Origin of the sequence: Rhodopirellula sp. UBA1907 (genome assembly GCF_002337565.1) — a bacterium.
Lineage (GTDB): Bacteria > Planctomycetota > Planctomycetia > Pirellulales > Pirellulaceae > Rhodopirellula > Rhodopirellula europaea.
Window position 1 is genome coordinate 6,037 of the sequence record NZ_DDGH01000086.1, and the last position, 24,824, is coordinate 30,860.

Sequence of the window (24,824 nt, forward strand, 5' to 3'; positions counted from 1 at the left end):
GTGCAGGACGTGATCGAAGTGGCCATTGGCGGCCGAAAGATTACAACAACCGTCGAAGGACGCGAGCGATATCCAGTGCGTGTGCGATACGCACGCGAGCTTCGAGACGAGGCTGAGTCGCTGGAGAAGATTTTGGTTCCGACGGCGATGGGGCAACAGATTCCCCTCACGCAGCTTGCAACCGTCAAGTACGTTCGCGGACCGCAAGTCATCAAGAGTGAAGATACGTTTTTGCTTGGCTACGTTCTGTTTGACATGAAGGCTGGCAACGCCGAAGTCGACGTTGTCGAAGATGCCCAGGCATTCTTGCAGGAGAAGATCGACAGTGGTGAATTCGTGCTCCCGGCAGGTGTTAGCTATACCTTCGCTGGCAACTATGAAAATCAGATTCGTTCACAAAAGACGTTGATGGTCGTCTTGCCCTTAGCACTAGGAATCATCTTTCTGATTCTGTACATGCAATTCAAGTCGGTGATCACCACGTCGCTCGTGTTCAGTGGAATCATGATCGCGTGGTCGGGTGGGTTCATCATGCTGTGGCTCTACGGGACCGATTGGTTCCTGGACTTCAACTTGCTCGGGACGAATATGCGTGAGCTGTTCCAGGTCCACACGATCAACCTTAGTGTTGCCGTCTGGGTTGGTTTTCTGGCGCTCTTTGGGATCGCCAGCGACGACGGTGTGGTGATCGCGTCTTACCTAGACGAGAGTTTCCGCAAAGACAAGATTACGAATGCGAAACATGCTCGTGAAGCAACCGTGACGGCGGGCATGCGACGTTGCCGCCCATGCTTGATGACGACGGCAACCACACTGCTGGCGCTCATTCCGGTGCTGACATCCACGGGACGCGGCAGCGACATCATGGTTCCGATGGCGATCCCCAGTTTCGGTGGAATGACAATCGAGATCATGACGATGCTAGTCGTCCCGGTGCTGTATTGCGCCGCCATGGAATGGAAACTCAAACTTGGAATCAAGGACGAGAAGTTTGCAGAGAATGCATGAACCGTTACTCCCAATCTCATCACTTGACATGCACCCTGATCCTACCAAATGAATATCGTCGCCAAAACGAAACGATTCGCTGATTCCGTCGCCTTCAATTTGCGGGTCCATGGCTTCGCCGACCGCAAGTACCTCCGTGAGGTCATGCTTCGTGCGATGGCAGAGGCGGAGCCGTCCAACGTGATGCTGGCGGGGACTCGTCGCTACAACACCGGCTATCCGAAACTTTTTGATCAGCAGACCACTGCGGTGTGGACACTCGATTTCGATCCGCGGGCGGCCCGATTCGGAAACGGGCACCTTCACCGGACTTGCGACATTCGAGAGATAGATCGTGTCTTCAACGGTATACGGTTTGATGTTGTCCACATCAACGGGCTGCTTGGTTTCGGAATCGACACAGACGACGATATCAAACGCATGATCGAAGCGGTGTCTCGCTCTCTGGTTCCCGGCGGATACATGATGCTGGGTTGGGACGCGGATGCAACTCCCGACCCATTGGAGAACGAAACGATCCTCGCCCGCTTTGAAAACAAAGAGTTCGGTATTCTGCCGGCACGCCACCGCGTCGTGGGAATGGAAGGCTACGATCATGTCTTCGATTGGTTCTGCCGGTTGAGTGAATAGGACTCCGGCCTACTGCTTGCAAATGCTTTTGCCTTTTTCTTGACCGCACGGTGAAGAGATAGGCCGTTTGATGCATCCAATCACTGGTGGACGTCGAACCCATTGAAGTCAAACGGGACTGCGCGCCTTGATGAGCATAACACAAGGAGTCGCAACGTGACGGCGCCGAGAAGAATCGCAATGCGGACCAAAATAGCTGTTACAGGAGACCCTCGCGACGGTCTGATAGTTACCGGAATCGGGCGTATGGGACGAGAAGTTCGATGTTCAGTCGAGTCGATATTTGGAGGCGCTATCAAATGATCCCTGATCTTGTCAGACACACAAGCGTGGTCGCGATTGTCGGTGATATCCTCAAGGTGCGTGCCACCGGCGTTGGATTCGGTGACTTGGCCGTCGTTGAGAATTGGGATCGGCGTCGTTCACTGGGACAGGTTATCGAGCTGGAACGCGGCGTGGTCTCATTGCAGGTGTTTTCCGGTGGCAAGGGACTTTCCACGCAAGCGAAGGTCCGGTTTCTGGGGCACCCAACGCAGGTCACCTACTCGCCAAACATTTTGGGCCGCGTCTTTCGTGGATCGGGGATTCCTTTGGATGGCGGACCTGATTTGTCCTACGAACCCTCGATTCCAATCGGTGGGCCATCGGTCAATCCCAAGATGCGAATCGTGCCCAAGAACATGATTCACACCAAAGTCCCCATGATTGACGTGTTCAATTGCTTGGTCGAAAGTCAGAAGATTCCGATTTTTTCGGTCGCAGGCGAACCGTACAACCAGCTGCTTGCTCGTATCGGGATTCAAGCCGATGCGGACGTTATCATCTTTGGCGGGCTGGGGTTGATTTTTGACGACTACCACTTCTTCCGATCGACATTTGAAGACGAAGGGATTCTTGGTCGCACGGTGATGTTCGTGAATCAAGCGTCGGACCCGATCGTGGAGCGTCTTCTGGTTCCCGACATGGCATTGAAGGTCGCGGAGCGATTTGCTGTCGAGGAAGGTAAACGGGTGCTTGTGCTATTGACCGATATGACGGCCTATGCCGATGCCTTAAAAGAGATTGGCATCGCGATGGAGCGAGTTCCATCGAATCGCGGCTACATGGGTGATCTCTATACGCAGCTTGCCCAGCGCTACGAACGAGCTTGCGATTATAAAGGCGCTGGTTCCGTCACCATCCTGACCGTGACGACGATGCCAGGTGATGATGTGACGCATCCGGTTCCTGACAACACGGGTTACATCACTGAAGGGCAACTGTATTTGCACAATGGCGTCATTGACCCGTTCGGTTCACTCTCGCGGCTCAAGCAGCAAGTCATCGGCAAAGTCACCCGCGAAGACCATTCGCAAATCATGAACACGATGATTCGGTTTTACGCGGGGGCCAAGGAAGCGGAAAAGAAGCAAGCGATGGCGTTCGATCTTTCGACGTTCGACCAGAAGCTGTTGAAGTTTGGCGATCTATTTGCAAAACGTTTCATGGACATTCGGATTGCGATGCCTTTGAACGACGCACTCGATCTGAGTTGGCAGACACTGGCCGAGTGTTTCGAGGCGGAAGAATTGCTGATGAAACAGGCTTTGGTCGAGAAATACTTCAAGCAAGCGGAGAGTTGAGCAATGGCATTGGCTCTCAACAAAACGTCACTGAAGCAACGCCGCGATCAACTTGCGATGTTTGAGCGATTCCTGCCATCGCTGGACTTGAAACGGCAACAGTTAATCGCCGATTTGCAACGATCCAAACGCATCCTGTCTGAAACAGAGAACGAGATTGAAACGCTACTGGATTCCCAGCGAGGACTGTTTTCGCTTCTGGGCGCGAGCGAGCAGGACTTGAGCGATCTAGTAACCATCGAGGAGCGGACAGTCACCGAAGAAAACGTACTTGGAGTGCGGTTGCCCCTACTCGGCGAAGTTCGTTTTCGGGTCAAGGAATACTCGATGCTGGCCAAGCCGTTCTGGGTCGATTTCCTGGTGGAGCTTTTGCAGGAACTGGCCTTGTTGAAGCTACGCTTACAAAATGAGCGGACGCGAGTGGGCCGCCTGAATGATGCGGTGCGCCGGATCACGCAACGAGTCAACCTTTTTGACAAGGTGCTGATTCCGCAAGCCGAAAAAGATATCCACCGTATCAAAATTCATTTGGCTGACACGGAACGGGCCGCCGTTGTGCGTTCCAAGATCGCCAAGGCGAAACAAAATCGCGGTGAACTGACGACGAGGTCGGTGTAATGGCAATCGTTCCCGTCGCCAAAGTGACTCTCTATGGTACGGCCGACCAGAAACACGTCGTGCTTGATGGCCTACAGGAACTGGGCTGCCTGCATCTTCTTGACTTGAACGACAGTCGTGACCACCAATCGCAAAACAGCCAGTGCTCACCCGATGCCGCGCAAGCACTAAAGTATCTGAAAGCTTGTCCGATTCACCGCCGTGCCGTCAAGGACAACTCCGAGTTTCAATTGGATGACGTCGTTGGCCAAGCGTTGTCGATCCAGCAGCAACGACAGCAATTACAAGCTGAATTGGACGAATTGAAGCAAGCGATTGCAACGCTCCTACCTTGGGGAGATTTCCAGCTTCCATTGAACGACGAACTTGGTGGCTTGCGTTTCTGGTTCTACGCTGTCCCACACTACAAATTGAGTTTGCTGGAGTCGTTGCCGGACGATTGGCAAGTCGTCGCCAGAGAACACCGCTTCGCTTACGTTGTCGTGATCAGTGATACGGAACCGGCGGACATGCCGGTGCCGCGAACGCACTTGGACGAACGTCCACTGAGCGAATTGCAGGATCGTCTTGAGGCGGTCGAATCCGAGTTGGAGGAGTTGCATTGGCAGCGAGTTCGATTGACTCGCTGGATCGACCAACTATCTCGTAGGCTTGGACTTGCTGAAGACCGAGCGGCACGCGAGCGTGCAGCACGACAAACCTTCGATGATCCGCGCATGTTCGCTGTTCGAGGTTGGGCACCTCAATCGCAGCGCGAACAGATCGCTTCCTTCGCGAGAAGCCACGATTTAGGACTGACCATCGAAATTCCGACCGCGGAGGATTCGCCGCCGACTTTGCTGTCGAATCGCGGACTGGCCGCGGGCGGGGAAAACGCTGTCACGTTCTATACGACACCCGCCTATCGAGCGTTTGACCCGTCAGGCATCGTGTTTTTTTCGTTCAGTGTTTTCTTTGCAATGATCATGGCTGACGCGGGTTACGCGATGTTGCTGGCGTTTTTCTTGTTGCTGTTCTGGCGACGGTTTGGAAGGTCCGAAAGCACGCGGGGAATGCGCGCATTGTTCGTCGCCATTGTGGTCGCCTCCGTCGCCTATGGCATCGCGGTTGGCAGCTACTTTGGATTTCCACCGCCAGCCGGTTCAGTGCTGGCCAGAGTGCATGTCATCGACGCAACCGATACGAAGCTGATGATGCAGATTTCCATTGCGATCGGCGTTGTGCATCTTGTGATGGCGAATCTAGCTTTGGCTTGGAGTCGTCGATGGTCGCCCCCGATGCTGGCGTCTTTCGGTTGGGTCGCGGCGCTATTTGGTGGCTTGGCCCTGGGCTTAGGCAAAAGCGGTACGCAGCCAGAGCAACCGCTGATTCAATTCGGGAGCTGGGTGCTCGGAATCGGGATTGCCTCCGTTCTGCTCTTCAGTAGCGAACGACCACTGACGACATTCAGCTTCAAAGAACACGGCAAGCGATTGATCGACGGCGTCGTTTCGCTAACTGGCGTCTCTCGTGCATTCGGGGACGTATTGAGCTACTTGCGACTGTTTGCACTCGGCCTTGCTAGTGCTCAACTAGCGGGGACGTTCAACGACCTGACTTACAAAGCTAGCTGCTGCGTGGGGATTGGCAGTCTGCTAGCGGTAGTGGCCGTGGTTTTCGGACATGGCTTGAACTTCGTCTTGGCAATCATGAGCGGTGTCGTGCATGGATTGCGTCTGAATTGCATCGAGTTCTTTAGCTGGAGTCTCCCAGACGAAGGATACGCATTTGAACCATTCAACAAGAAGGCAACCTAGAAATGGATAGTTACATACTTCTATTGGGCTGGGCAGGAGTTTTCCTGCCGACAGCACTCGGAGCCATCGGCAGTATCATCGGCTGCGGACGCGCGGGGCAAGCAGCATCGGGCGCGTTGTTGGACGTTGACAGTGGATACGGACGATTGGTTGGCGTCTCAGCGTTGCCCTCCTCACAAACCATCTACGGAATCGTGGTGACCATGCAGTTCAATCGAGCCGTTTCGTTAGACTCCGCACCGGGATTGTTTTCCATCGGCCTGTTGGTCGGACTGGCGTTGCTGTTCAGTGCAATGGTGCAAGGCTCTTGCTGTGCATCGGCAATCAATACAACAAAGTCCAAACCCGAAGTTTTTGGACTGGCGATTGCACCAGCAGCCATCGTGGAGGGTTTCGCAGTCTTCGCTTTCATCTTCGCGATGATCGTCGGTGGTAACATTCCCGGTGGCGCGGCAGGCTAAGGAAATTGGCATTATGACAAACCCGAAGGAATCGTCCGGCGTTGAAGAACTGATTGGTCGCTTGCGCGCGCAGGGCGTCGAGGAAGGCAGAGCGCAGGCGGATGCCCTCATGGAGCAAACACGACGGAAAGCCGAGCAACGTCTTGACGATGCGAGACAGGAAGCCGATGCGTTACTGCGGAATGCACGTGAAGGGGCCGAGCAAACCAAGCGGGCCGGTGAAGAAGCGGTGCAATTGGCGGTGCGTGATGCGATGCTGAGGCTCAAATCCAATTTGGTGGAACAGTTCGCCGACCGAGTTCGACGGCTGGTAAGGCGTGAATTGAGAGACGGCGACTTCCTGAAACAGTTGATTCTTGAGGTCGGTGGCCGGTCAGCTCCTTCGCCCAGTCAATCAGCCAAGCTTCTACTTCCCGAGAACGCCATCGGCTTGGAGCAACTGCGCAGCCACCCTGAGGAAGTGAAAGAAGGAAATCTGAGCCACTTCGTTGCTTCAATCACGAAAGAGATGCTGCGCGATGGACTGGAGATTGGAACACGAGACGACGCCTCGGCGGGCATCCGTATCCAACTGCTCGAAGAAGATATCGAGATTGAATTGACTGATGAAGCCATTGCGGAGCTGTTGCTGAGGCACCTGGTCCCCCGATTTCGCGCCATCATGGAGGGGATCATCCAGTGACCGCGACTACGAATTACTACTCACTCGTCGCCAGCCTTCCACATATGCCTCGCTCGTTTGAAATTGAACGAGTGCCAATCTCGCGAATTCAACTCCAGCAGAGGCTCAAGTTGCTCGGCGATCGCGACAAAAGCATTGTTGAGCAAGTGCAGAGTTTTCTGCTGTGGGATCGTCAACTGCCGGAACGCACGGATGACGAAGTTCAGATGGGATACGATCGCTTGATGAAGTCGATTTCTAATTCACTCGTTCGCGACATCATCAATCATCGGATAGACGTTCGTACGATAACCTGCGCATTACGGAGACGGCGTCTTGGACTTGAGCCAGCAGCCGCCGTCGGCCAGCACACGGACCACATTCGCAAGAACTGGCAACATCCCGATTTTCGATTGGTTCGAGAGCATCCTTGGATTCCACATGTCCGCGAATCGTTGGATGCAGGCGAACCCTTAGAAGTTGAACGGCAGCTTTTAGGCGCCACTTGGAATCGTTGGGTGCAACTTGCTGACCAGTTCTACTTCTCGTTTGAGACGATTCTGCTGTACCTCGCTCGTTGGGAAATCGTCGATCGCTGGACGAGACTCGATGAAACGGCGGGGCGGCAGAAGTTTGATGAACTCTTGACGCAAACGTTGAACCTTGAGGAAAACGTCGCATGAACACGCAGGTAGCAACCGCTGCGCAGGTCACGGCCGTCAATGGAAATATCGTGTCGATTGAGGTCCCCGAAGGACAGATCGTCAAGAATGAAGTTGCGTATGTCTGTCTGGATGACAAGCGGTTGAAGTCCGAAGTGCTGCGAATTTATGGGACGGAAGCCGACTTACAGGTCTTCGAGGACACCGAAGGCGTGAAGGTTGGCGACCATGTGGAACTGACGCATCAGATGCTATCCGCGTCGCTTGGTCCCGGCCTGTTGGGAACCGTGTTTGACGGCTTACAAAATCCGCTGGAAACACTCGCCAATCGCGACGGGTTCTTTCTCAAGCGTGGGCATTATGCCGACTCGCTCGACCGCACGCAAAAATGGTCGTTTGTGCCGATACGACGCACGGGTGAGCGACTTCGTGCAGGCGACGTCTTGGGTACGGTTCAGGAACGCGGCGTCGAGCACAAGATCATGGTTCCCTTTGATCTGAGTGGCCAAGCTGAACTGACGTGGATTCAGGGAGGTAGCTTTACGATTGACGAGCCGATCGCCCGCATTCGTGTTGGGCAGGATGAGCGTCCGTTGACGATGCGACAGGAATGGCCCGTTCGAGTTCCATTGCCAGCGGACCTCCTGCAACAACACCTGGCCGAACGAAAGTACCCGTCTGAACCGTTGGTCACAACCATTCGGACCATTGATACCTTCTTTCCAATCGCTCGCGGTGGTACCGCGTGTATTCCGGGGCCATTTGGCGCTGGCAAGACTGTTCTGCAAACATTGATCGCACGTAACTCAGCCGTGGATGTTGTGATCGTGGTCGCGTGTGGTGAACGAGCGGGTGAAGTCGTCGATACCATCAACGAGTTCTCACAGGCACAAGACTCACGGACGGGCGGCTCGCTGATGGATCGTACCGTCATCATCTGCAATACATCGTCGATGCCAGTCGCAGCCCGAGAGGCGTCGATCTACATGGGCATCACGCTAGGCGAATACTACCGACAGATGGGACTCGATGTCTTGCTATTAGCCGATTCAACATCGCGCTGGGCTCAAGCGATGCGGGAAACATCGGGACGACTGGAGGAAATTCCTGGGGAAGAAGCCTTCCCGGCGTACCTTGATTCGGCGATCAAAGGTGTCTACGAACGAGCGGGAGTACTCGCCACTTGCGACGGTTCCTCGGGCAGTCTAACGATGATCGGAACCGTCTCGCCTGCTGGCGGGAATTTCGAGGAGCCTGTCACGCAATCGACTTTGGGCACGGTGAAAACCTTCCTCGGTCTGTCCTACGATCGCGCCTACAAGCGATTCTATCCAGCCATCGACCCACTGCGTTCCTGGTCGCGATATCGAGAACAACTGCAAGAACATTTTGATCGCCTATTGGCTCCCGGCTGGACCGCGACCGTCGAATCGTTGCTCGATTTACTTCGGCAAGCTGACGCCATCTATCAGATGATGCAAGTGACGGGCGAGGAAGGAATTTCGCTGGCCGACTTCGTGATCTATCAGAAAGCACAGTTTCTCGACACGGTCTACTTGCAACAAGATGCCTTCGACCCGGTGGATGTCGCGACACCTTTGGAGCGGCAGCAGTCGATGCTGCGGCTGATCCGAGACATCACCGAGCGCGAATTTCTGTTCGACGACAAGGAAGAGGCCCGCGATTTCTTTGTTCGGATCACCAATGCTTTTCGCAATCTGAACTACGCCGAAACGGATTCATCCGACTACCAACAGTTCCTGGCGAGCATCCGGTTGATGCTTTCAGATCGCGAAAGCGAAGCATGATTGGCTGGCTGACTCAAAATCTGTGCGAGTGCGTAAACCTACTACCGCTCGAACCCAGGAGAACTATTGGTTGCTCGACGATCTAGAAGAAAGCTGCTTGCCGTTGAAGCCAGCCTGCTCAATGGCGAGGAGGATTTCTTCTTCAGGCACAGGACAGCAGATTTCAGTTCCAACCAAGGCTTCTCCTGCTTCATAGTCAACGTGGACGGCCAGTACTCTTGGAGCCGTTTTGATCGCCTCGGCGAGGATGATCGAGCATCCTTCGCACGTCATGCCTTCGATTCTGAATACGGCTTGATTCATATTCTCGGACACGACTGCATCGTCCGCCGTCCCCAAAAACACACCGACGTAGCTGGGAAAGAACAGGAAAGCAATGGCCAGCATGGTAACGCCCCATAGCATGACCTTGTTCATAGACATCATATTGAAGAGACGTTTGCCGGTCGGGGCACAGCAGTCTTCCGCCACTGTACTTTCCGTGGGACAGCAGTCCTTTCCTGTTTCGGCAGTCCCTTTCTTCGGACGGTAGGCGAAGTAGAAAGCTGCTCCAATAAATCCAAACGTGACAACCATGAACAGCGGGCGATACGTTTCCAGCGTGGCGGCAATCCCGGCTCCAGAGACGCCAATTGCCAGCAGAAGCAGCGGCAGCCAGCAACAGGCCGAGGCCATGATTGCCGACACGATGGTTCCGATCTTGGCGACCCTCTCCCCCGTCGATGACGCCGTTGTTGACGCAGTCGTCGTCTTTGGGGCATTCAGCCCAAGTTCCTCCTGAGCGATTCGAATACCTTTCGTCACGCTCCCCAGACAGCACGAACCGCTCGGATTGGAGGTCTCACAGTGACAGCCGGGGTCCTTCATCTTCGCCCGGATGTCATCCAGAGCATCGGAGTGCCCCTTCATGCGAAGCTCTTCTTTAATGCTGCCAACCGAATGGCCGAAACAGTAGCACAGTGGGCGTTCGCCGCTGGATTCCTTCACGCCGACCGAGACTTTCAGTTGCGGCTTGGTGAACTGCGTGTCTCCTTCCTCGGTAAAGTAAACCACGTCACAATCCTGCGATGGGCAAAATCGCCAGCCGGTGTCCTCTTTGATGGATGTGCAACCTTCTTCTTCCGTTGCACAACAGGATCGACTGCCTGCAGTGAACTGTTCGGCCAAGTCGTCATCGAGCAAAACGCCGATGGTTGATGTGCTCACTCGTTTGGCTTTGCATCCACAGGACGGACACTGAACCCTCTTCGTTATCTCTCTCTGCTTTCTCAACACATCGTTGCTCCGTGTTGGTTTTCAATCGCGTTTGCTGCATGCGTGGTATTCCTTTATTATTGGGGTTGTACCTAGGTGCAAGGTCAAGCGGGATTTGCAATTTTTTTTCTGTTTCCCCGTCAAAGCTGGCGTTTCGCCGGTTCGGAACCGGCCCGTCGAGAATAGAAATGAGCAAGCGACTGACAATCAGCGAGTTGGCGAAAGCCGCTGACATCCCAACAACGACTCTGCGCTACTACGAGCGAATCCGTCTCGTTGAACCGGAAGATCGCAGTTGCGGGAACTACCGACTCTACAGCGATCAATCGCTCAAGAAACTGAAGTTCATTCGAGCCGCGCAAGCCATTGGTTTCACACTCGAAGACGTCAAGTCACTGCTTGCCGATGGCGAAGGAAACGCACCAACATGCGGCAACGTTCGAGTACTGATCGAAGCTCGATTGACTGATGTTGAGGACCGACTCAAAGATTTGCGGCATGTTCGCAAGGTGCTGAGGTCGGCACTGACTCAATGTCAGCACCAAAAGCAAACGGACTGTTGCCATGTCGTAAAAGAGTTGCAGGCGAAGTAGCCGATTCGTATGCCGGATGACACAACAGACTGAGGAACAACTGCGGTCGGTCCCAAGGGGCTGAATACGCCAAATGGCCTTCTCCGGTGCGATTCTCCTGAATTGACAATCGCCCCTCCTGTCGATATTATATTCGGACATCCGCATATGCGAATTACTGGATACAAAGATGACCAACTCACAGGACCCTCGATCACCGGCCGAATTGCTTAAGGCCTTTTCGCACCCAACGCGACTGGCCATCCTGCAGGAGTTGTCGGCCAGTCCCAAGTGCGTCACGGACATGGAGGAATTGCTCCCAGCGCGCCAAGCCAACATCTCACAGCATCTTTCCGTGTTGCGCCATGCTCAACTGGTGGATTACGCTCAGGATGGTGCCCTGCGGTGCTACTACCTTTGTCGCCCGCAACTCGTGAAGGACATGCTGGCGCTGGTCGGACGAGACGATCCTGTGGTGAGACGAACGTCTGAGGAGATTCAGGCTGACAAGGAGCGTCTGGCCAAGGCCCAGCGGCGTTCCGCCGAGTCAAAGGGCAAGAAGCCACGGCGGCGAAAGGTGGCTTCATGACCGGGCGCATTTATCTCGACTACAACGCGACGACGCCTCTCGCTCCGGAGGTTGCGGCATCGATGGTGCGGTACCTAGACGAGGCTTATGGCAACCCGTCCAGCCTGCATTGGGCCGGCGTTCCAGCACGCGAAGCTATCGAAAAAGCCCGCTCACAAGTCGCGGCTTTGCTGTGTTGCGATCCGACCGAGATTATTTTTACTTCTGGAGGAACCGAGGCGAACAACCACGCAATCAAAGGGTTGTTTTTTTCTGCGCGAGCTTTGAAGAAGCCATTCCACGTCATCACGAGCCAGATCGAACACCCCGCAGTGCTGGAGCCGTGCCGGTTCGTGGAGGGACTTGGCGCTGAGGTCACACGACTGCCCGTTGATCAATTTGCTTTGGTTGACCCGCATGACGTTGCAAAAGCAATTCGTCCTCACACGGCGCTAATCTCAATCATGCACGCCAACAACGAGGTTGGAACGATGCAGCCGATCACTGAGATTGCTCAGATCGCTCGGGAGCACGGTGTACTTTGCCACACGGATGCGGCTCAAACGGTCGGTAAGATTCCGACCGACGTCGAATCCCTTGGCGTCGATCTACTCAGTGTGGCAGGACATAAGTTGTATGGCCCGAAGGGCGTCGGGGCGCTATTCATCCGAGAAGGTGTCATGATAGAGTCGCTGCTTCATGGTGCCGACCACGAGGCCGGACGGCGGGCGGGAACAGAAGACGTCCTCGAAGTCGTCGGCCTGGGGGCCGCTTGCGAACTTGCACAGGACTGGGTCGACGACGAAACAGTGAAGGCCTTGCGGGACGAGCTTTGGGACCGGTTGCAGAAGATGTTCGGTAATCGCGTCGCCTTGAACGGTCACCCAAAGCACCGGCTGCCGAATACGCTCAACGTTAGTTTCCCGGGACTCCACGGCCACGAGCTACTCGCGCACCTACCTTATCTGGCAGCGTCGACCGGTTCGGCATGTCACGCTGGCAACATGCATATCAGTCCGGTTCTCGCTGCGATGGGCGTCGAGACAGCAGTGGCTGCTGGGGCTATCCGCTTCAGCCTCGGACGCGATTCGACGAAAACAGAAATCAAATTTGTCGTCGAATCGCTTGGAAGGTTGATCGACCGACCGCTCAAACATCCTCAATTCCGTAACACACAGAGAATGAAATAACATTTCGTGCTGATGGCAATTTGGCTTCGGCATCTAACCTGAAGGAAACGGAAATGACCAAATTCCTGTTTGTCCGCGACCGACCGCGCTACGGCAACAAACAATTGTTCGATGGTCTGCGACTCGCGGACACCTTTTCACTCCACCGCTGCAATGACTTGAAAACTTTGAGGTCAGACCGGTGATGTTGGGTTTTTTACCGACTGAACAGGCGGTTCGCATCGCATGTTTTGCTGGTGTCTTCGTAGTGTTGGTCGCGTGGGAGTTCTTTGCGCCTCGGCGTGTCTTGCATGCCAGCAAGCCGCAGCGCTGGGGAAGTAACCTGGGCTTGGTGTTCCTCAACAGTCTCTTGCTACGGTTCATCGCCCCGCTTGGAGCGGTGGGAATTGCTATGTTTGCTGAATCCGTGGGCTGGGGACTTTTTCAGTATTATGATGTCCCATCGTGGTTAGCAATCTTTGTCTCCGTGATACTGCTCGATTTCGCGATCTACCTTCAGCACGTGATGTTCCACGCGATTCCGGTTTTATGGCGACTGCACATGGTCCACCATGCCGACTTGGATTTCGATGTAACGACGGGCCTGCGGTTTCATACGCTTGAGATCATGCTTTCCTTAGGAATCAAATGTACAGCAATTGTTTTGCTGGGCGCCTCGCCGCTTGCCGTGCTGATCTTTGAAGTGTTGCTAAACGCAACTGCCATGTTCAACCATAGCAATGTGCGAATTCCGCTTTCGCTGGACCGAGCACTGCGCCTCGTGATCGTAACGCCGGATATGCACCGCGTGCATCATTCCGTGATCAGGCGGGAAGCCAACAGCAACTTCGGTTTCAACCTCCCATGGTGGGACTTTCTGCTAGGAACATACCGGAGCCAGCCTGACAGCGGTCACGAAGGAATGACGATCGGGCTCTCGCAGTTCCGCGACGAGCGAGTCGAGCGTCTGCCTTGGATGCTCCTGTTACCGTTCATTGGGAAACTTGGCAGTTATCCCATCAATCGTGAAAATGGGACTGCGCCATCGCATGAGCAAGAAAGTGCTCCTGGTATGCAAGCCGATCAATTCGGTGAGAATACGCTCAAGGACACACCTACACCAATGAGGCCAATGGACGGCCGACGAGCGTGATCAATGATTTGGTTTTCCGGACGGCCACTTGGTCTTCGAGATCGAGCTGCGTTATATCCGAGATTTGCTGACAGTCGGTTCGGAGCGGTGGCGGAAATTCCTTGGGGGCAGTTTTATGCGGGAAAGGGAGAAGTGGGACGAAGAGGCGAAGTTATGACCCAATCGGTTTCTGACGCGACCAGCCGTTCCCACTGCAATTTCGGTCTGCGTCGGTCCTCAAAGCGCGGCTATCAACGTCGCTAATTCATCGGTATCCCTCACTCCGATCGCGGTGACCAGCCGCGAGCCGACTTCCCAGGTTGCGGCGAGTTGACCGTCGAGCTGCGTGACTCGGCAGACTTTTTCTTGGCACTTGATGCTGACGCTCGGCTCGCCCTCGAACCAATCATCCATTTTGGACTTGTGCTCGAAAATGGCGACCTGCGTTTGATCAGCACGCTGCCAAACCGCCTGGACACATTTGCAACACGGCATGTCCAACACCACCAGCTTGTCGCACGAGTATCCACTGGGAGGCGGATCAACATTGCGAGGTCGGTATCCAACAAGCTGGACCGCTTCATCCACCGAAACTGTCTGGCCCGAGTATTGGGAGACTAGATGCTCCTGAGCCGCCAGTGGGCTTGAATCTAGCAGTTGAGCGTAACTTTTCAGCGGATCATGCAGATGACTGGACGGTTTGAACATCCAGAACAGACCAACGCCAATCAGCAACACAGCCGCGACCGCAACCAAATTCCATGATCGTCTCTGATCAAACCTAGAATTCGATTCCAGATCGACGGTGTCGTGATTGTTGACTGATTCAGGCAACCGTGGCTCTTTCAATTGGGCGGCGATTCGATCCCAAAGGTCGTGCGGCGGACGAGCAGAAGAGAGGCTTCGGGCAGCGTCCGAAAGCATGCGGATGTCGGCCAATTGGTCCGAACATGGCGGACAGTTTTCTAAGTGAGATTCGACTTCAGCCCGCTCGTCGCGTCGCAACTCATGATCGAAATAGTGCGAGAGCAATTGCTCCACTTGTTGGCAATCCATCTGATTGCTCCGCCTGAGAATTGAATTCGACCGATCAAGTGTCGGCCCATGGTTTTTGATGCCTTTGGTCCGCCACTTCTTCACGGGAAAACGGTGAACAAGAAAACAATCGCAATGAGAACAAGCCGGAGAAAAAACCGTGAAGAAGCAAGCGACTCGTTGCATCCAAATACCAGTAAGGCGAGCAAAGGTGGTCAAGTACGCCTGAGTCGCTTGTTTTCTCAATCCCTGACGACTAGAGGTGGAAGTCATGTTATTGAAATCGGTCGCTGCTGGTGTTTTGTCGATTGGTCTGTTTGGTGCAGCCGCGTTTGGTTTGCCAGCAGCGGATGTCCCGCCGACTGCGGCCCCGGCTTCGGTGTCACAGGTCCAAGAGGTCGATGGGTCGGCTGACCTAGTCGGCAATACTTGCTGTGCGAAACGGGCCTACTGCTGCACCGTCAAACGAAGTTGCTGCGGCAGTTCCGCAGTCGTTGAAAGCGACAACTGAACGGGACTGGAAGACCTGTTTGGATCGCCAGCGCAGTCGTCAGACCGCTGGCGATCGCTGTATTCCAGTTCTATCTGTTCGGATGAGCATCCAATGATCACAGGCGCAATGACCTTGACTCGACGAGGATCGCGAAAACAACGAGGGTCGCAGAAATGCGGTGTCAGCGGGTCCGCCAATGAAGTGTCTCTTCCCGAGACGGCTGACGATTCAAGACAGCCCCGTAAAGTCGATCATCGCAAACCCGATGAAACGGCAGAACAGCCCTGCTATTGCTGTATCGTCGCTGCGATTCGCCGCAGTTGGTCGTCCAGTGGCTACCCGGCATTGAAGCGGATCGAGTGTCGCTTCGAGAGCGGCATCCTATTTATCCGCGGCACAGTTAACAGCTTTTACCACAAGCAAATGGCTCAGGAATTGGTCCGTTGCATTGATGGAGTCAAGGAGATCGTCAACGAACTAGAAGTATCGCCCCTTTGCAGCACGAGCAAGAATGAGCATGACAACGAGGAAGGTTGAAGCCGACGGATCACTGACGACGTCGGCGACCGTTGCCTATTTCTCCATGGAGATCGCGATTGACCCGGCAATGCCGACGTACAGCGGCGGACTGGGCGTGTTGGCGGGCGACACGTTGCGAGCCGCTGCGGACTTGAGCGTTCCCATGGTCGCTGTCACGCTGCTGCATCGTCATGGGTATTTGTCACAATCCATCGACAACAACGGTTGGCAGCACGAATCACCTGTGGAGTGGGTGCCAGCAGACTTTTGCACCGAACAGTCCGAGCGTGTTCAGGTTGTGATCGAGGGTCGCACCGTCCACGTGCGTGCTTGGCAATATGACGTGCATGACGGCGGTGGGCACGTCATTCCAGTCCTGTTGCTTGATACCGACTTAGATGAAAACTCGGCGGAAGATCGAACACTGACGCACCGTCTTTACGGAGGCGATGATCGTCATCGGCTATGCCAGGAAGTTGTTCTCGGTATCGGTGGCATCCGCATGCTGCGTGCGTTGGCTTACCGACGGGTTGTGCAGTACCACATGAATGAGGGTCACGCCGCGCTGCTTGGTCTTGAACTGTTGGACGAGCGAGCCAAAAGTTTTGAAAGGGACGTTTTCACGAGCGACGATGTGCAAGCCGTGCGTCGCCAATGCGTCTTCACCACTCATACACCTGTGCCCGCCGGTCACGACCGATTCGACCTGAATCTCGTGGGCCGAGTCCTCGGTCGAACCGACCTATTCAACATGCACGAAGTGTTCTGCTGCAGTGGTGAGCTGAACATGACGTACCTCGCACTCAACCTCAGCCACTACGTCAACGGTGTTGCCAAGAAGCATGGCGAAGTCTCAAGGCAAATGCTGACGCCGAAGGATGCCGAACATCACTATCAGATCGACCACATCACCAATGGAGTTCACGCACGAACCTGGGCGGCTCGATCGTTTGCCAATCTGTTTGACCAGTGGCTACCGGGATGGCGTGAGGACAGTGCGAGCCTTCGCGGAGCAGTTGCCATTGCCGAGAACGAAGTATGGCAGGCCCATCAGGTGGCCAAGCTTGATTTGATTGACGAGATCAACTCACGGCAAGCAATCGCGTATGACCCAGAAACGCTGACGATCGGGTTTGCCCGTCGTGCAACGGCGTACAAGCGGGCGAATCTACTAGTGAGCGATCCCGGCAGGCTTCGCCAGATTGCGGAGGAACATGGACCTCTGCAATTGGTTTTTGCAGGCAAGGCGCATCCCCGCGACGAAGAGGGCAAGCGACTGATACAGCAAATCATACGCATGAAAGACACTCTCACCCCAGAAATCAAAATCGTCTATCTCGAAAACTATGACTGGGAACTTGCTCGCCTACTGGTTGCTGGCGTTGATGTTTGGCTCAACACGCCGCAGCCTCCACTCGAAGCATCTGGTACGAGCGGAATGAAAGCGGCGATCAACGGCGTACCAAGCCTGAGCATTCTGGATGGTTGGTGGATCGAAGGCTGCGTCGATGGCGTCACCGGATGGCCCTTTGGCGATGCATCGCCAGCAAAGCCCGGCGATGCGAAACGATCTCACGAAGACGCTGCCGCCCTCTACGACAAGCTCAACGACGTCGTCGTCCCGACGTACTACCGCAAACGCGATATGTGGATGCGAATCATGTCGCACGCGATCGCTTTGAACGGCTCACATTTCAACACTCAGCGGATGGTCCAACAGTATGTGCTGAAGGCTTACTACAAGTCGTAAGAATCGCGAGCGACCATGAAGAAAATCATCCAAGGAGACTTATCATGCAACGCATCTTTCATCCAACCGATTTTTCTAACGGCGGCGAGTCGGCTTTTGTTCATGCGTTGAAGCTGGCAGTCAATGCCAACGCTTTGCTCGAAGTGCTGCATGTGGATCGGCATCCGGAACAGGTGACATGGGACGATTTCCCCCAAGTGCGCGAAACACTCTCGCAGTGGGGCTTGCTTCCCGATTGGGCGCTACCCGAGGACGTTGAACGCCTAGGAATAGGCGTTCACAAGGTGTTGCTGGCTGGAAATGATCCCGTCAGCGAAATTCTGAAGCATTTGAGTGTTCATCGCCCAGACTTGATTGTCATCGCAGCGCATCATCGTGAGGGAATTGACCGATGGCTGCACCAAGACATCTCAAAGAAGATCGCACGCTCTTCGCATACGAGTTGCCTGTTCGTCCCACACGGCGTCAACGGTTTCGTCGCTCGTAAAGACGGTAGTATCGAAATGCATAAAGTTGTCGTGCCGATCGCATCAGAACCTGACGCGGTAGCCGCTATTGCGCAGTCTTGGGCGCTAGCCAGCCTACTTGATTGCAAGTCCGTCACGGCGACCCTTGTTCATGTCGGCGATGACGAAAACGTACTCAGGAACTTCGCGATTCCCGACATCGACGGTTGGACGTGGGAGCTTGTCGTCGAAGATGGCGATCCTGCCACTCAGATTCTCAAAACCGCAGATGATCGTGGAGCCGACTTGATTGCGTTAACGACGCAAGGTCACCACGGCTTTCTCGATGCCCTTCGCGGCAGCACCTCGGACCAAATCGTGCAGAAAGCATCTTGCCCGATCCTTGCGGTCCCTGCGGAATGGCATGAGAAATAGCGACCAAATCTCCATCCATAGTGAACGCAATGTTCAAGAGCATTATTCGTAATATGTTCCAGCTTCGCCGAATGATTGCACTTCGTGCAGCATCCAACTTGTATTCCATCAATCAATCTCAAACTTCAGGAAAAACCAATGTCTGAACAAGAAGCTCCATCCAAAGCGGAAACCGAGCGGGCGACAGAATTTGAATGCCATGCCCCCGAGGCTGAAAAGGTCTTTTTGGCTGGTTCCTTCAATGAGTGGAATCCCGAGGCGACACTGATGGAGAAGTCCAACAATGGGAAATGGACGGCCAAGCTCAAACTGGAGCCTGGACGCTACGAATTCAAGTTTGTCGTCGATGGTCAGTGGTGCTGCGAAGCCAACTGCCATGCGAGCGGTGAATGCCCACAATGTGTGCCCAATGACTTTGGAACCATGAATCGCGTTTGCGAAGTCGCCTGATTAAGTCTCACCACATTTACGATCGAGGATACGATGAACTCCCAACGAAACCGACTCGTCCATGTCGCGATCGCGGTTCTCATTAGTTTGCCACTGACCTCCATGGCGATGGCCCAGGAACCGAATGCCGCAACCGATGACGTGGATGTGCGGTACTTTCAAAAGAAGCTGGAGCTGGCGAAACATGATCGGGATACGGCGCTGAAAGCCAACCGCCGAATTCCCGGCATGAACTCAAAGCTGTCGCTGTTGAGGCTACAGAACCAGGTCGCCTACGCGACGAAGTTGGTCGAACATGCGGGAAAGCACGCCGACCATGATTTGCACAAGAGTCATTTGCAGTCGCTCAAGAACGACGTCATTCTTGCCGAGGAACAGCTTGCTTGGGCGAGAAAGGCGAGCGGCTATGTTCGCGAGGACCAGTTGAAGCGACTGGAACTCAACGCCCAACTCGCGAGATTGGCGTTGGAGCGAGCGGAACAGCCAGAAATCACGGCTGATCCCATGCAGCATTTGCAGTGGCAGATCGACCGCTTGCGTTCTGAATTGCTGAGCTTGCAGATCGAATTTGAACGCACGCGGTCGGGGCACTAGAAACTAGGCAATTCAATGATACAGAAGACAATCCAGTCGCATTGCCGTCACTGTGGTACGGATGTGACGTCGATACCACGTGGACGCCCAGTGCAGGGACCTAGTTGGGAACAGTCCGATGGCACGCCACGACCGCTAGGCGTTACATGGCTGGAGCAGGAACAAGCGTACAACTTCGCCATCCATGCAGGGAGTGCTCGCAGCGTCACGCTTTTGATGTATCTCAAAGACGAACTGCGTGTTCCATGGCACTCCGTCGTGCTTGATCCGCTGAAGAACAAGTCAGGTCCGATCTGGCATTGCCGTGTCCCAATGTCCGAAGCAGGCGATGCGGAATACTATGCTTACCAAGTCGATGGACCGGTCGAGGGTGCTGCTCTGCCCTGGCACGCTTTCGACCCAGAAAAGATTTTGCTCGATCCGTACTCGCGTAGCATTTTCTTCCCGGAATGCTTCAACCGCGAAGCAGCCCGCTCGCCCGGTTCTAATGCAGGTCGCGCTCCGCTGGGGCGGCTGGATGTTTGCCGTTGTCCGTTCGACTGGGGGAACGAGCCAAGGATTCGACATGGTTCGGATTTAGTGATCTACGAAATGCACGTGCGTGGATTCACACGCGATCCCTCTTCCAATGTTGATGCCAGCAATCGTGGCACGTTCGCTGGCGTCGTGGAAAAAATCCCGTACCTCAAGGAGCTTGGCGTCACTGCGGTTGAACTGATGCCGGCCTTTCAGTTCGATCCGGAGGACAATAACTATTGGGGCTACATGCCGCTGAACTTTTTTTCGCCCCATCACGCCTACTCGTCACACCACTCGTCATGCGAGCAACACAGCCAGTTTCGCGAGATGGTTCGTGAGCTGCACGCGGCCAAAATCGAAGTCATCTTGGACGTCGTCTACAACCACACATGCGAAGGCGATCATCGCGGGCCGACCTATAGTTACCGCGGAATCGACAACGACGTCTACTACGTTGCCTCAAGTGATCCCGCCTCGCCCTATGCAAATTTCAGCGGCACCGGCAACACTCTCGATACCTCGCATCCCACCGTCCGGTCGCTTATCGTCGATAGCCTGCGATACTGGGCAAAGGAAATGCATGTCGACGGATTTCGTTTCGATCTCGCGTCAGTCTTTTCAAGGGACTCGGAAGGCAACATCAATCTGCAACAGCCACCACTTTTCGATCAGATTGCGAGCGATCCCGATTTGGCGAACGTCCGCCTGATTGCTGAACCCTGGGATGCCGCCGGGCTGTACCAATTGGGCAGCTCGTTCCCCGGTCAAACTTGGATGCAGTGGAACGGTCGCTATCGTGACACGTTGCAGCGTTTCGTTCGAGGCGATGCGGGAATGGTGCCGGACCTGATGACAAGATTGTACGGCAGCAGCGACTTATTCCCAGATCACCCTTCACAGTCATTCCGGCCATTCCAGAGCATCAACTACGTCACATCGCACGATGGCTTCACGCTTTATGACCTCGTCGCCTACAACGACAAGCACAACGAAGCCAATGGCCAAGGCAACCAGGATGGCCCGAATGAATTCAGTTCCAATCACGACTGGGAAGGCGACGCTGATGCTCCCCAATCGGTGCGAGACTTACGCAAACGTCAAGTCAAGAACTTCTGTTGTCTGTTAATGCTTTCGGCTGGGACGCCGATGTTCCGCATGGGCGACGAATTCATGCAAACGCAGGGCGGCAACAACAATCCCTACAACCAAGACAACGAAACGAGTTGGCTTGACTGGCATCGACTCGAATCCAACCAAGAAGTGTTTCGCTTCTTCAAGCAGATGATCGCCTTCCGGAAAAAGCATCTATCCATTGGACGATCGACGTTTTGGCGAGACGATATCTGCTGGTTTGGTGCTGAAGAACCGACCGTCGACATGTCGGCTCAGTCGCGGGTATTGGCTTATCACCTGCGGGATTCACGGAACTGCTGTGGCGATCTGTACGTAATGATCAACGGCTCGAAGGAAGCACGTCCCTTTGTTGTGCATCCGCGAGATCGCGATTGGCAACGGGTCATCGACACTTCGCTGCCCAGTCCACTCGATATCCAATGCGACGAATCAAGCCCGGTCATCAACCAGCACGCCTACCGTGTCAATCCGCGCAGCGTGGTTGTCTTGGAGCAACCCACTTCACACACAGGAGATACACAACGATGAAAACTTATGCACTCTGGCTGACAATAGTTGTCGTGGCGGCTACCAACGCCGACGCAAAAGAATGGTCCGACTCGACCGGGAACTACAGTATTACTGGTGACATGATCGCTTTTAGCGACTCGACCGTGGTGCTCAAAAAGAAAAATAGTGACCTGGTGGCCGTGCCACTGAAGAAACTGTCGAAGCGGGACCAGGAATACGTTGACAAGGAAGCCGAAAAGCTTGGTCAATCGACCGGAAGCACGCAAGTTTGGACGCTGAAGTCTGGCTTGAAGATGCCGGGCCGAATCGTTGGCTTTGACAAGCACCCGGTCGTGATCCAACGACGACTTGGACGCGTTTACGTCAACAACCGCCGATTCGACAAGATGCCTGGTGTCTACCGAGCCATCATCCCCAAGATCGTGGAGCATTTCACAGGCGAAGAAATCGCTGGTGAAAAAGAACTTGAGAAATGGGCGAAGAAACTCAAAGGCGAGCCTCGCGCGTTTGAATGCGCTGGCGTGATGATTGAGCTAGAGGATGGCGATTTGTACTGTGCGCCATTCTTTCTGTTTACCGACGAAGTGGTGAACGTGCTCAAGCCAGGCTGGGAACGTTGGCTGGCGGCCAAAGAGGACTATGAAGCGAAAGAGCAGGAATCATTCCTCGCACATGCTCAAGCAGAAGCATACCAACGCCAACAAATGCGTGCACAGCAAATACAGCAGTTGCAACTCAATCTGCAAGCCTACGACGCGGGCGTGTTTGATCTCTGGGAGGTCACGATGGAACCACCGCCCGGCGTCTATGGTATGCCACTCAGTGTCGTCGTTCCGGCCCGCAACAACATCCAAGCCGCCGAAATCGCAAAACATCAAAATCCAAACTACGTCGTCGGCCCCATGAGAGTTGTGCCAAGGAGGAATTGAAAGTCCGGTGTCGGCACATGATGTCGTTTTGCCACAGTGAAGTTGGGACGATCACCAACTTCGCGGAAACACAGCGGACTCGCAACTGCGATGCCAAAGTGGGTTGGCAAAAACCGCGCAGCTCATTTCGCGGCAAGGGCATCGGGCGAACCATCCTCGAGGTCCGCGATCAACTGTTTCATTTCGGCGATCTCCCTTCTCTGGGCCTTGATGATCTCGTCGGCAAGTTCGCGGACTTGGTGGCCGCTGATTTCGGCTCGTTCTCAGGATCGCGATCGAGTGGTGCGGGACCATGTCTTTCTTGTTCATATACACGCCCAGGATGAATCCGAGCAAAATCATCGCCATCGTCGCCCCATCAATAACGCCAAGTAGAAACGCGTTTCGCTGCGGAAGACGTGATCGAAGGCGCAGGCATTCAATTACATCAGCCCGTACGTGGCGATCGGAACGACTCTTGACGACGTGTCGCCAACTTGATTGAGCCCAAGTCCCTCTTTGTGCCCGCGACTCGTCAGTTCTAGCTCACGACTAGCCTGCTCCAAGTCGAATCGTCAGTTGTTGAACCATCTGGTCATCAAATTCCAATTGGTCAATCTCGACTTCGCCGTTAATTTGCTCTATTACCCGTGCGTGCGGGTCGGAGTGTTCGTCAACGGGATGGCGAAAGACCAAGGTTGCATCGTTGGTGGCAACCCTTGCAAGTTCGTCAATCGCTTCGTTGCGAAGCGGTGTGCGTTCGACGACAATCGCTTTGACCGACGAATCCGGCAGCGGAATGTCCTCGGCTCGTTCGTCGATTCGATTCGGGATCGGCCGTCCCTTGTCAGGACCGAGCGTTTTTTCGGCGCTCGGATTGAGGTTCATTGCCGTCGCGTATCGGCCTTCGCCGCCAACGTCCAGTAACGCAATCATGTCACCTCTACAGCGATCTCGCACAAACGAATCTCCAGTCGGCATTCTTCAATCTCCAATTACAAGTAGGGGCAATAAATATCGGCCGCTTGCCAAAACTTGTGCGGTAGCGGAATCAGGATCATCGCCAGGATGACAAACGTCGCATAGCCAATCCATTGACGGCCGCTGCTAATCGGCGTGATGTCGTTCAATGGTGGCGTGCTGCGTCCGGCGATGAAGAATATGAACAGGGCGAAGAACAACAGTCCGGGCCAGACAAAGATTGCCAGTAGAAACAGAGACCACATTGCGACACTTCCGATCGTCTCGCCGACTCGCCGCCCGAACATCGCTCTTGCCATGTGGCCGCCGTCGAGCTGCCCAATCGGCATCAAGTTCAGCGCAGTGATGAATAAGCCCAGCCATCCCGCGAACGCCAGCGGGCTGAGTTGAACGAGATAGCCGTCTTGCAGTTGTTCGCCCAATGCGATCTTCGACAGCAGCGCGAACAGGATTGACGATCCGGCGGATGTGCCGTGGCCGAGCATTCCGCCAACGACTTCGGTTTCGGGCGGAAGAACTTCCGAACTTTGCAAACCGACCAGCAGTGCCGGTATCGCAACAACCAAACCGGCCAAAGGACCAGCCACGGCGACATCGAACAATGCTCGACGGTTTCGCGTTGGCGACTTCATCTGAATGAACGCCCCGAACGTCCCCAATGCAAACGGAATCGGGATGAAGAACGGCGGAGTGACATTCAGCCCGTGATGTTTCGCGGTGAAGTAATGACCGAGTTCGTGTACGCCGAGGATTAGTAGTAAACCGATGGAGTACGGCAAACCGACGGCGAAAGCCCCCGGTTGCTCCCATAGATTCACGCCCTGATGCAACGCTCCCGCGTAGGTCGTCGTCAAAAACGTCAACGCGAACAGCAACCAATGCAGCCAAAGCCGCGTCGGACGCTCCAACGTCGCTTCTTCGGTTGGTCGATTCATCAATACGATTGCCGTACCGAGTTCGTCGTCCTGCTGGATCAACGGAACCGCGTTCTCGCCCAGTTCGCTTTCGAGTCTCTTTAACGCTTCGTCGGCTGGCATGTTCAACCGGCCGCGAAACAATCCGACGCCCTGCTGCCGCGTCGCGACTCGG

The 24,824-nt window shown here is 54.7% G+C and carries 25 protein-coding genes; 21 read left to right on the top strand and 4 right to left on the bottom strand.

Going from position 1 to position 24,824, the window contains the following annotated elements:
- The 9 genes from B2R17_RS19080 to B2R17_RS19120 form a co-directional block, all read left to right on the top strand.
- Positions 1-1,008 (top strand): efflux RND transporter permease subunit (locus tag B2R17_RS19080; protein WP_286765219.1); only part of this gene is annotated, 1,008 nt, incomplete at its 5' end.
- Between the two features lie 48 nt (positions 1,009-1,056).
- A complete protein-coding gene (locus B2R17_RS19085) occupies positions 1,057-1,638 on the top strand; it encodes a class I SAM-dependent methyltransferase (protein ID WP_286765220.1) in 582 nt (193 codons plus the stop codon).
- A 299-nt stretch (positions 1,639-1,937) separates the two neighbouring features.
- Positions 1,938-3,260, top strand: a complete 1,323-nt coding sequence (locus B2R17_RS19090) for a V-type ATP synthase subunit B (RefSeq protein WP_286765221.1) — start codon at positions 1,938-1,940, stop codon at positions 3,258-3,260.
- A gap of 3 nt (positions 3,261-3,263) precedes the next feature.
- Positions 3,264-3,878 (top strand): V-type ATP synthase subunit D, encoded by a 615-nt coding sequence (locus B2R17_RS19095; protein WP_286765222.1) that lies wholly within the window; start codon positions 3,264-3,266, stop codon positions 3,876-3,878.
- Complete coding sequence (locus tag B2R17_RS19100) at positions 3,878-5,674, top strand: V-type ATP synthase subunit I (protein WP_286765223.1); 1,797 nt, start codon at positions 3,878-3,880, stop codon at positions 5,672-5,674. Before B2R17_RS19095 ends, B2R17_RS19100 begins: the two co-directional genes overlap by 1 nt.
- Before the next feature lie 2 nt (positions 5,675-5,676).
- A complete protein-coding gene (locus tag B2R17_RS19105; protein WP_286765224.1) occupies positions 5,677-6,135 on the top strand; it encodes an ATP synthase subunit C in 459 nt (152 codons plus the stop codon).
- Positions 6,104-6,817: a hypothetical protein gene (locus B2R17_RS19110; protein WP_286765225.1), complete on the top strand. Its 714-nt coding sequence runs from the start codon at positions 6,104-6,106 to the stop codon at positions 6,815-6,817. Before B2R17_RS19105 ends, B2R17_RS19110 begins: the two co-directional genes overlap by 32 nt.
- The gene (locus B2R17_RS19115; RefSeq protein WP_286765226.1) at positions 6,814-7,479 is read left to right on the top strand and encodes a DUF2764 family protein; all 666 of its coding nucleotides are present in this window, start codon (positions 6,814-6,816) and stop codon (positions 7,477-7,479) included. Before B2R17_RS19110 ends, B2R17_RS19115 begins: the two co-directional genes overlap by 4 nt.
- Positions 7,476-9,266, top strand: coding sequence for a V-type ATP synthase subunit A (locus B2R17_RS19120; RefSeq protein ID WP_286765227.1), 1,791 nt, complete (start codon positions 7,476-7,478; stop codon positions 9,264-9,266). Before B2R17_RS19115 ends, B2R17_RS19120 begins: the two co-directional genes overlap by 4 nt.
- Positions 9,267-9,329: 63 nt before the next feature.
- On the opposite strand, the gene B2R17_RS19125 is transcribed toward B2R17_RS19120, so the two are convergent.
- Positions 9,330-10,472: a mercuric transporter MerT family protein gene (locus B2R17_RS19125; protein ID WP_286765228.1), complete on the bottom strand. Its 1,143-nt coding sequence runs from the start codon at positions 10,470-10,472 to the stop codon at positions 9,330-9,332.
- Positions 10,473-10,708: 236 nt separating this feature from the next.
- Between B2R17_RS19125 and B2R17_RS19130 the strand changes: the two genes are divergently transcribed.
- The 4 genes from B2R17_RS19130 to B2R17_RS19145 all read left to right on the top strand — a co-directional run bounded on the left by B2R17_RS19130 (position 10,709) and on the right by B2R17_RS19145 (position 13,982).
- Positions 10,709-11,113 carry a MerR family transcriptional regulator gene (locus B2R17_RS19130; protein WP_286765229.1) on the top strand — a complete coding sequence of 135 codons (405 nt, stop codon included), beginning with the start codon at positions 10,709-10,711 and terminating at the stop codon, positions 11,111-11,113.
- A gap of 169 nt (positions 11,114-11,282) precedes the next feature.
- A complete protein-coding gene (locus B2R17_RS19135) occupies positions 11,283-11,681 on the top strand; it encodes an ArsR/SmtB family transcription factor (RefSeq protein ID WP_286765230.1) in 399 nt (132 codons plus the stop codon).
- A complete protein-coding gene (locus tag B2R17_RS19140; protein WP_286765231.1) occupies positions 11,678-12,850 on the top strand; it encodes a cysteine desulfurase family protein in 1,173 nt (390 codons plus the stop codon). The genes B2R17_RS19135 and B2R17_RS19140 overlap by 4 nt, the downstream gene beginning before the upstream one ends.
- Before the next feature lie 184 nt (positions 12,851-13,034).
- The gene (locus tag B2R17_RS19145; protein WP_286765232.1) at positions 13,035-13,982 is read left to right on the top strand and encodes a sterol desaturase family protein; all 948 of its coding nucleotides are present in this window, start codon (positions 13,035-13,037) and stop codon (positions 13,980-13,982) included.
- A 216-nt stretch (positions 13,983-14,198) separates the two neighbouring features.
- On the opposite strand, the gene B2R17_RS19150 is transcribed toward B2R17_RS19145, so the two are convergent.
- Entirely contained in the window at positions 14,199-15,017 is an 819-nt protein-coding gene (locus B2R17_RS19150) for an anti-sigma factor (RefSeq protein ID WP_286765233.1), read from the bottom strand.
- Positions 15,018-15,267: 250 nt separating this feature from the next.
- On the opposite strand from B2R17_RS19150, the gene B2R17_RS19155 reads away from it, so the two are divergent.
- From B2R17_RS19155 to B2R17_RS19190, 8 genes are all read left to right on the top strand, one after another.
- Positions 15,268-15,507: a hypothetical protein gene (locus B2R17_RS19155; protein WP_286765234.1), complete on the top strand. Its 240-nt coding sequence runs from the start codon at positions 15,268-15,270 to the stop codon at positions 15,505-15,507.
- Positions 15,508-15,615: 108 nt separating this feature from the next.
- Positions 15,616-16,026, top strand: a complete 411-nt coding sequence (locus B2R17_RS19160) for a BON domain-containing protein (protein ID WP_286765235.1) — start codon at positions 15,616-15,618, stop codon at positions 16,024-16,026.
- Positions 16,001-17,758 carry an alpha-glucan family phosphorylase gene (gene glgP, locus B2R17_RS19165; protein WP_286765236.1) on the top strand — a complete coding sequence of 586 codons (1,758 nt, stop codon included), beginning with the start codon at positions 16,001-16,003 and terminating at the stop codon, positions 17,756-17,758. The genes B2R17_RS19160 and glgP overlap by 26 nt, the downstream gene beginning before the upstream one ends.
- 44 nt (positions 17,759-17,802) lie before the next feature.
- Positions 17,803-18,639 carry a universal stress protein gene (locus B2R17_RS19170; RefSeq protein ID WP_081611103.1) on the top strand — a complete coding sequence of 279 codons (837 nt, stop codon included), beginning with the start codon at positions 17,803-17,805 and terminating at the stop codon, positions 18,637-18,639.
- A 138-nt stretch (positions 18,640-18,777) separates the two neighbouring features.
- The gene (locus tag B2R17_RS19175; RefSeq protein WP_008672931.1) at positions 18,778-19,089 is read left to right on the top strand and encodes a glycogen-binding domain-containing protein; all 312 of its coding nucleotides are present in this window, start codon (positions 18,778-18,780) and stop codon (positions 19,087-19,089) included.
- Between the two features lie 33 nt (positions 19,090-19,122).
- The gene (locus B2R17_RS19180) at positions 19,123-19,683 is read left to right on the top strand and encodes a hypothetical protein (RefSeq protein WP_286765237.1); all 561 of its coding nucleotides are present in this window, start codon (positions 19,123-19,125) and stop codon (positions 19,681-19,683) included.
- Positions 19,684-19,773: 90 nt separating this feature from the next.
- Complete coding sequence (locus B2R17_RS19185; RefSeq protein ID WP_286765238.1) at positions 19,774-21,864, top strand: glycogen debranching protein; 2,091 nt, start codon at positions 19,774-19,776, stop codon at positions 21,862-21,864.
- Positions 21,861-22,775, top strand: coding sequence for an SHD1 domain-containing protein (locus B2R17_RS19190; RefSeq protein ID WP_286765239.1), 915 nt, complete (start codon positions 21,861-21,863; stop codon positions 22,773-22,775). The genes B2R17_RS19185 and B2R17_RS19190 overlap by 4 nt, the downstream gene beginning before the upstream one ends.
- Positions 22,776-23,306: 531 nt before the next feature.
- Here the strand turns inward: B2R17_RS19190 and B2R17_RS19200 are convergent.
- Positions 23,307-23,735 (bottom strand): hypothetical protein, encoded by a 429-nt coding sequence (locus B2R17_RS19200; RefSeq protein ID WP_286765240.1) that lies wholly within the window; start codon positions 23,733-23,735, stop codon positions 23,307-23,309.
- A gap of 14 nt (positions 23,736-23,749) precedes the next feature.
- A partial coding sequence (locus tag B2R17_RS19205) for a site-2 protease family protein (protein ID WP_286765241.1) occupies positions 23,750-24,824 on the bottom strand: 1,075 nt, incomplete at its 5' end.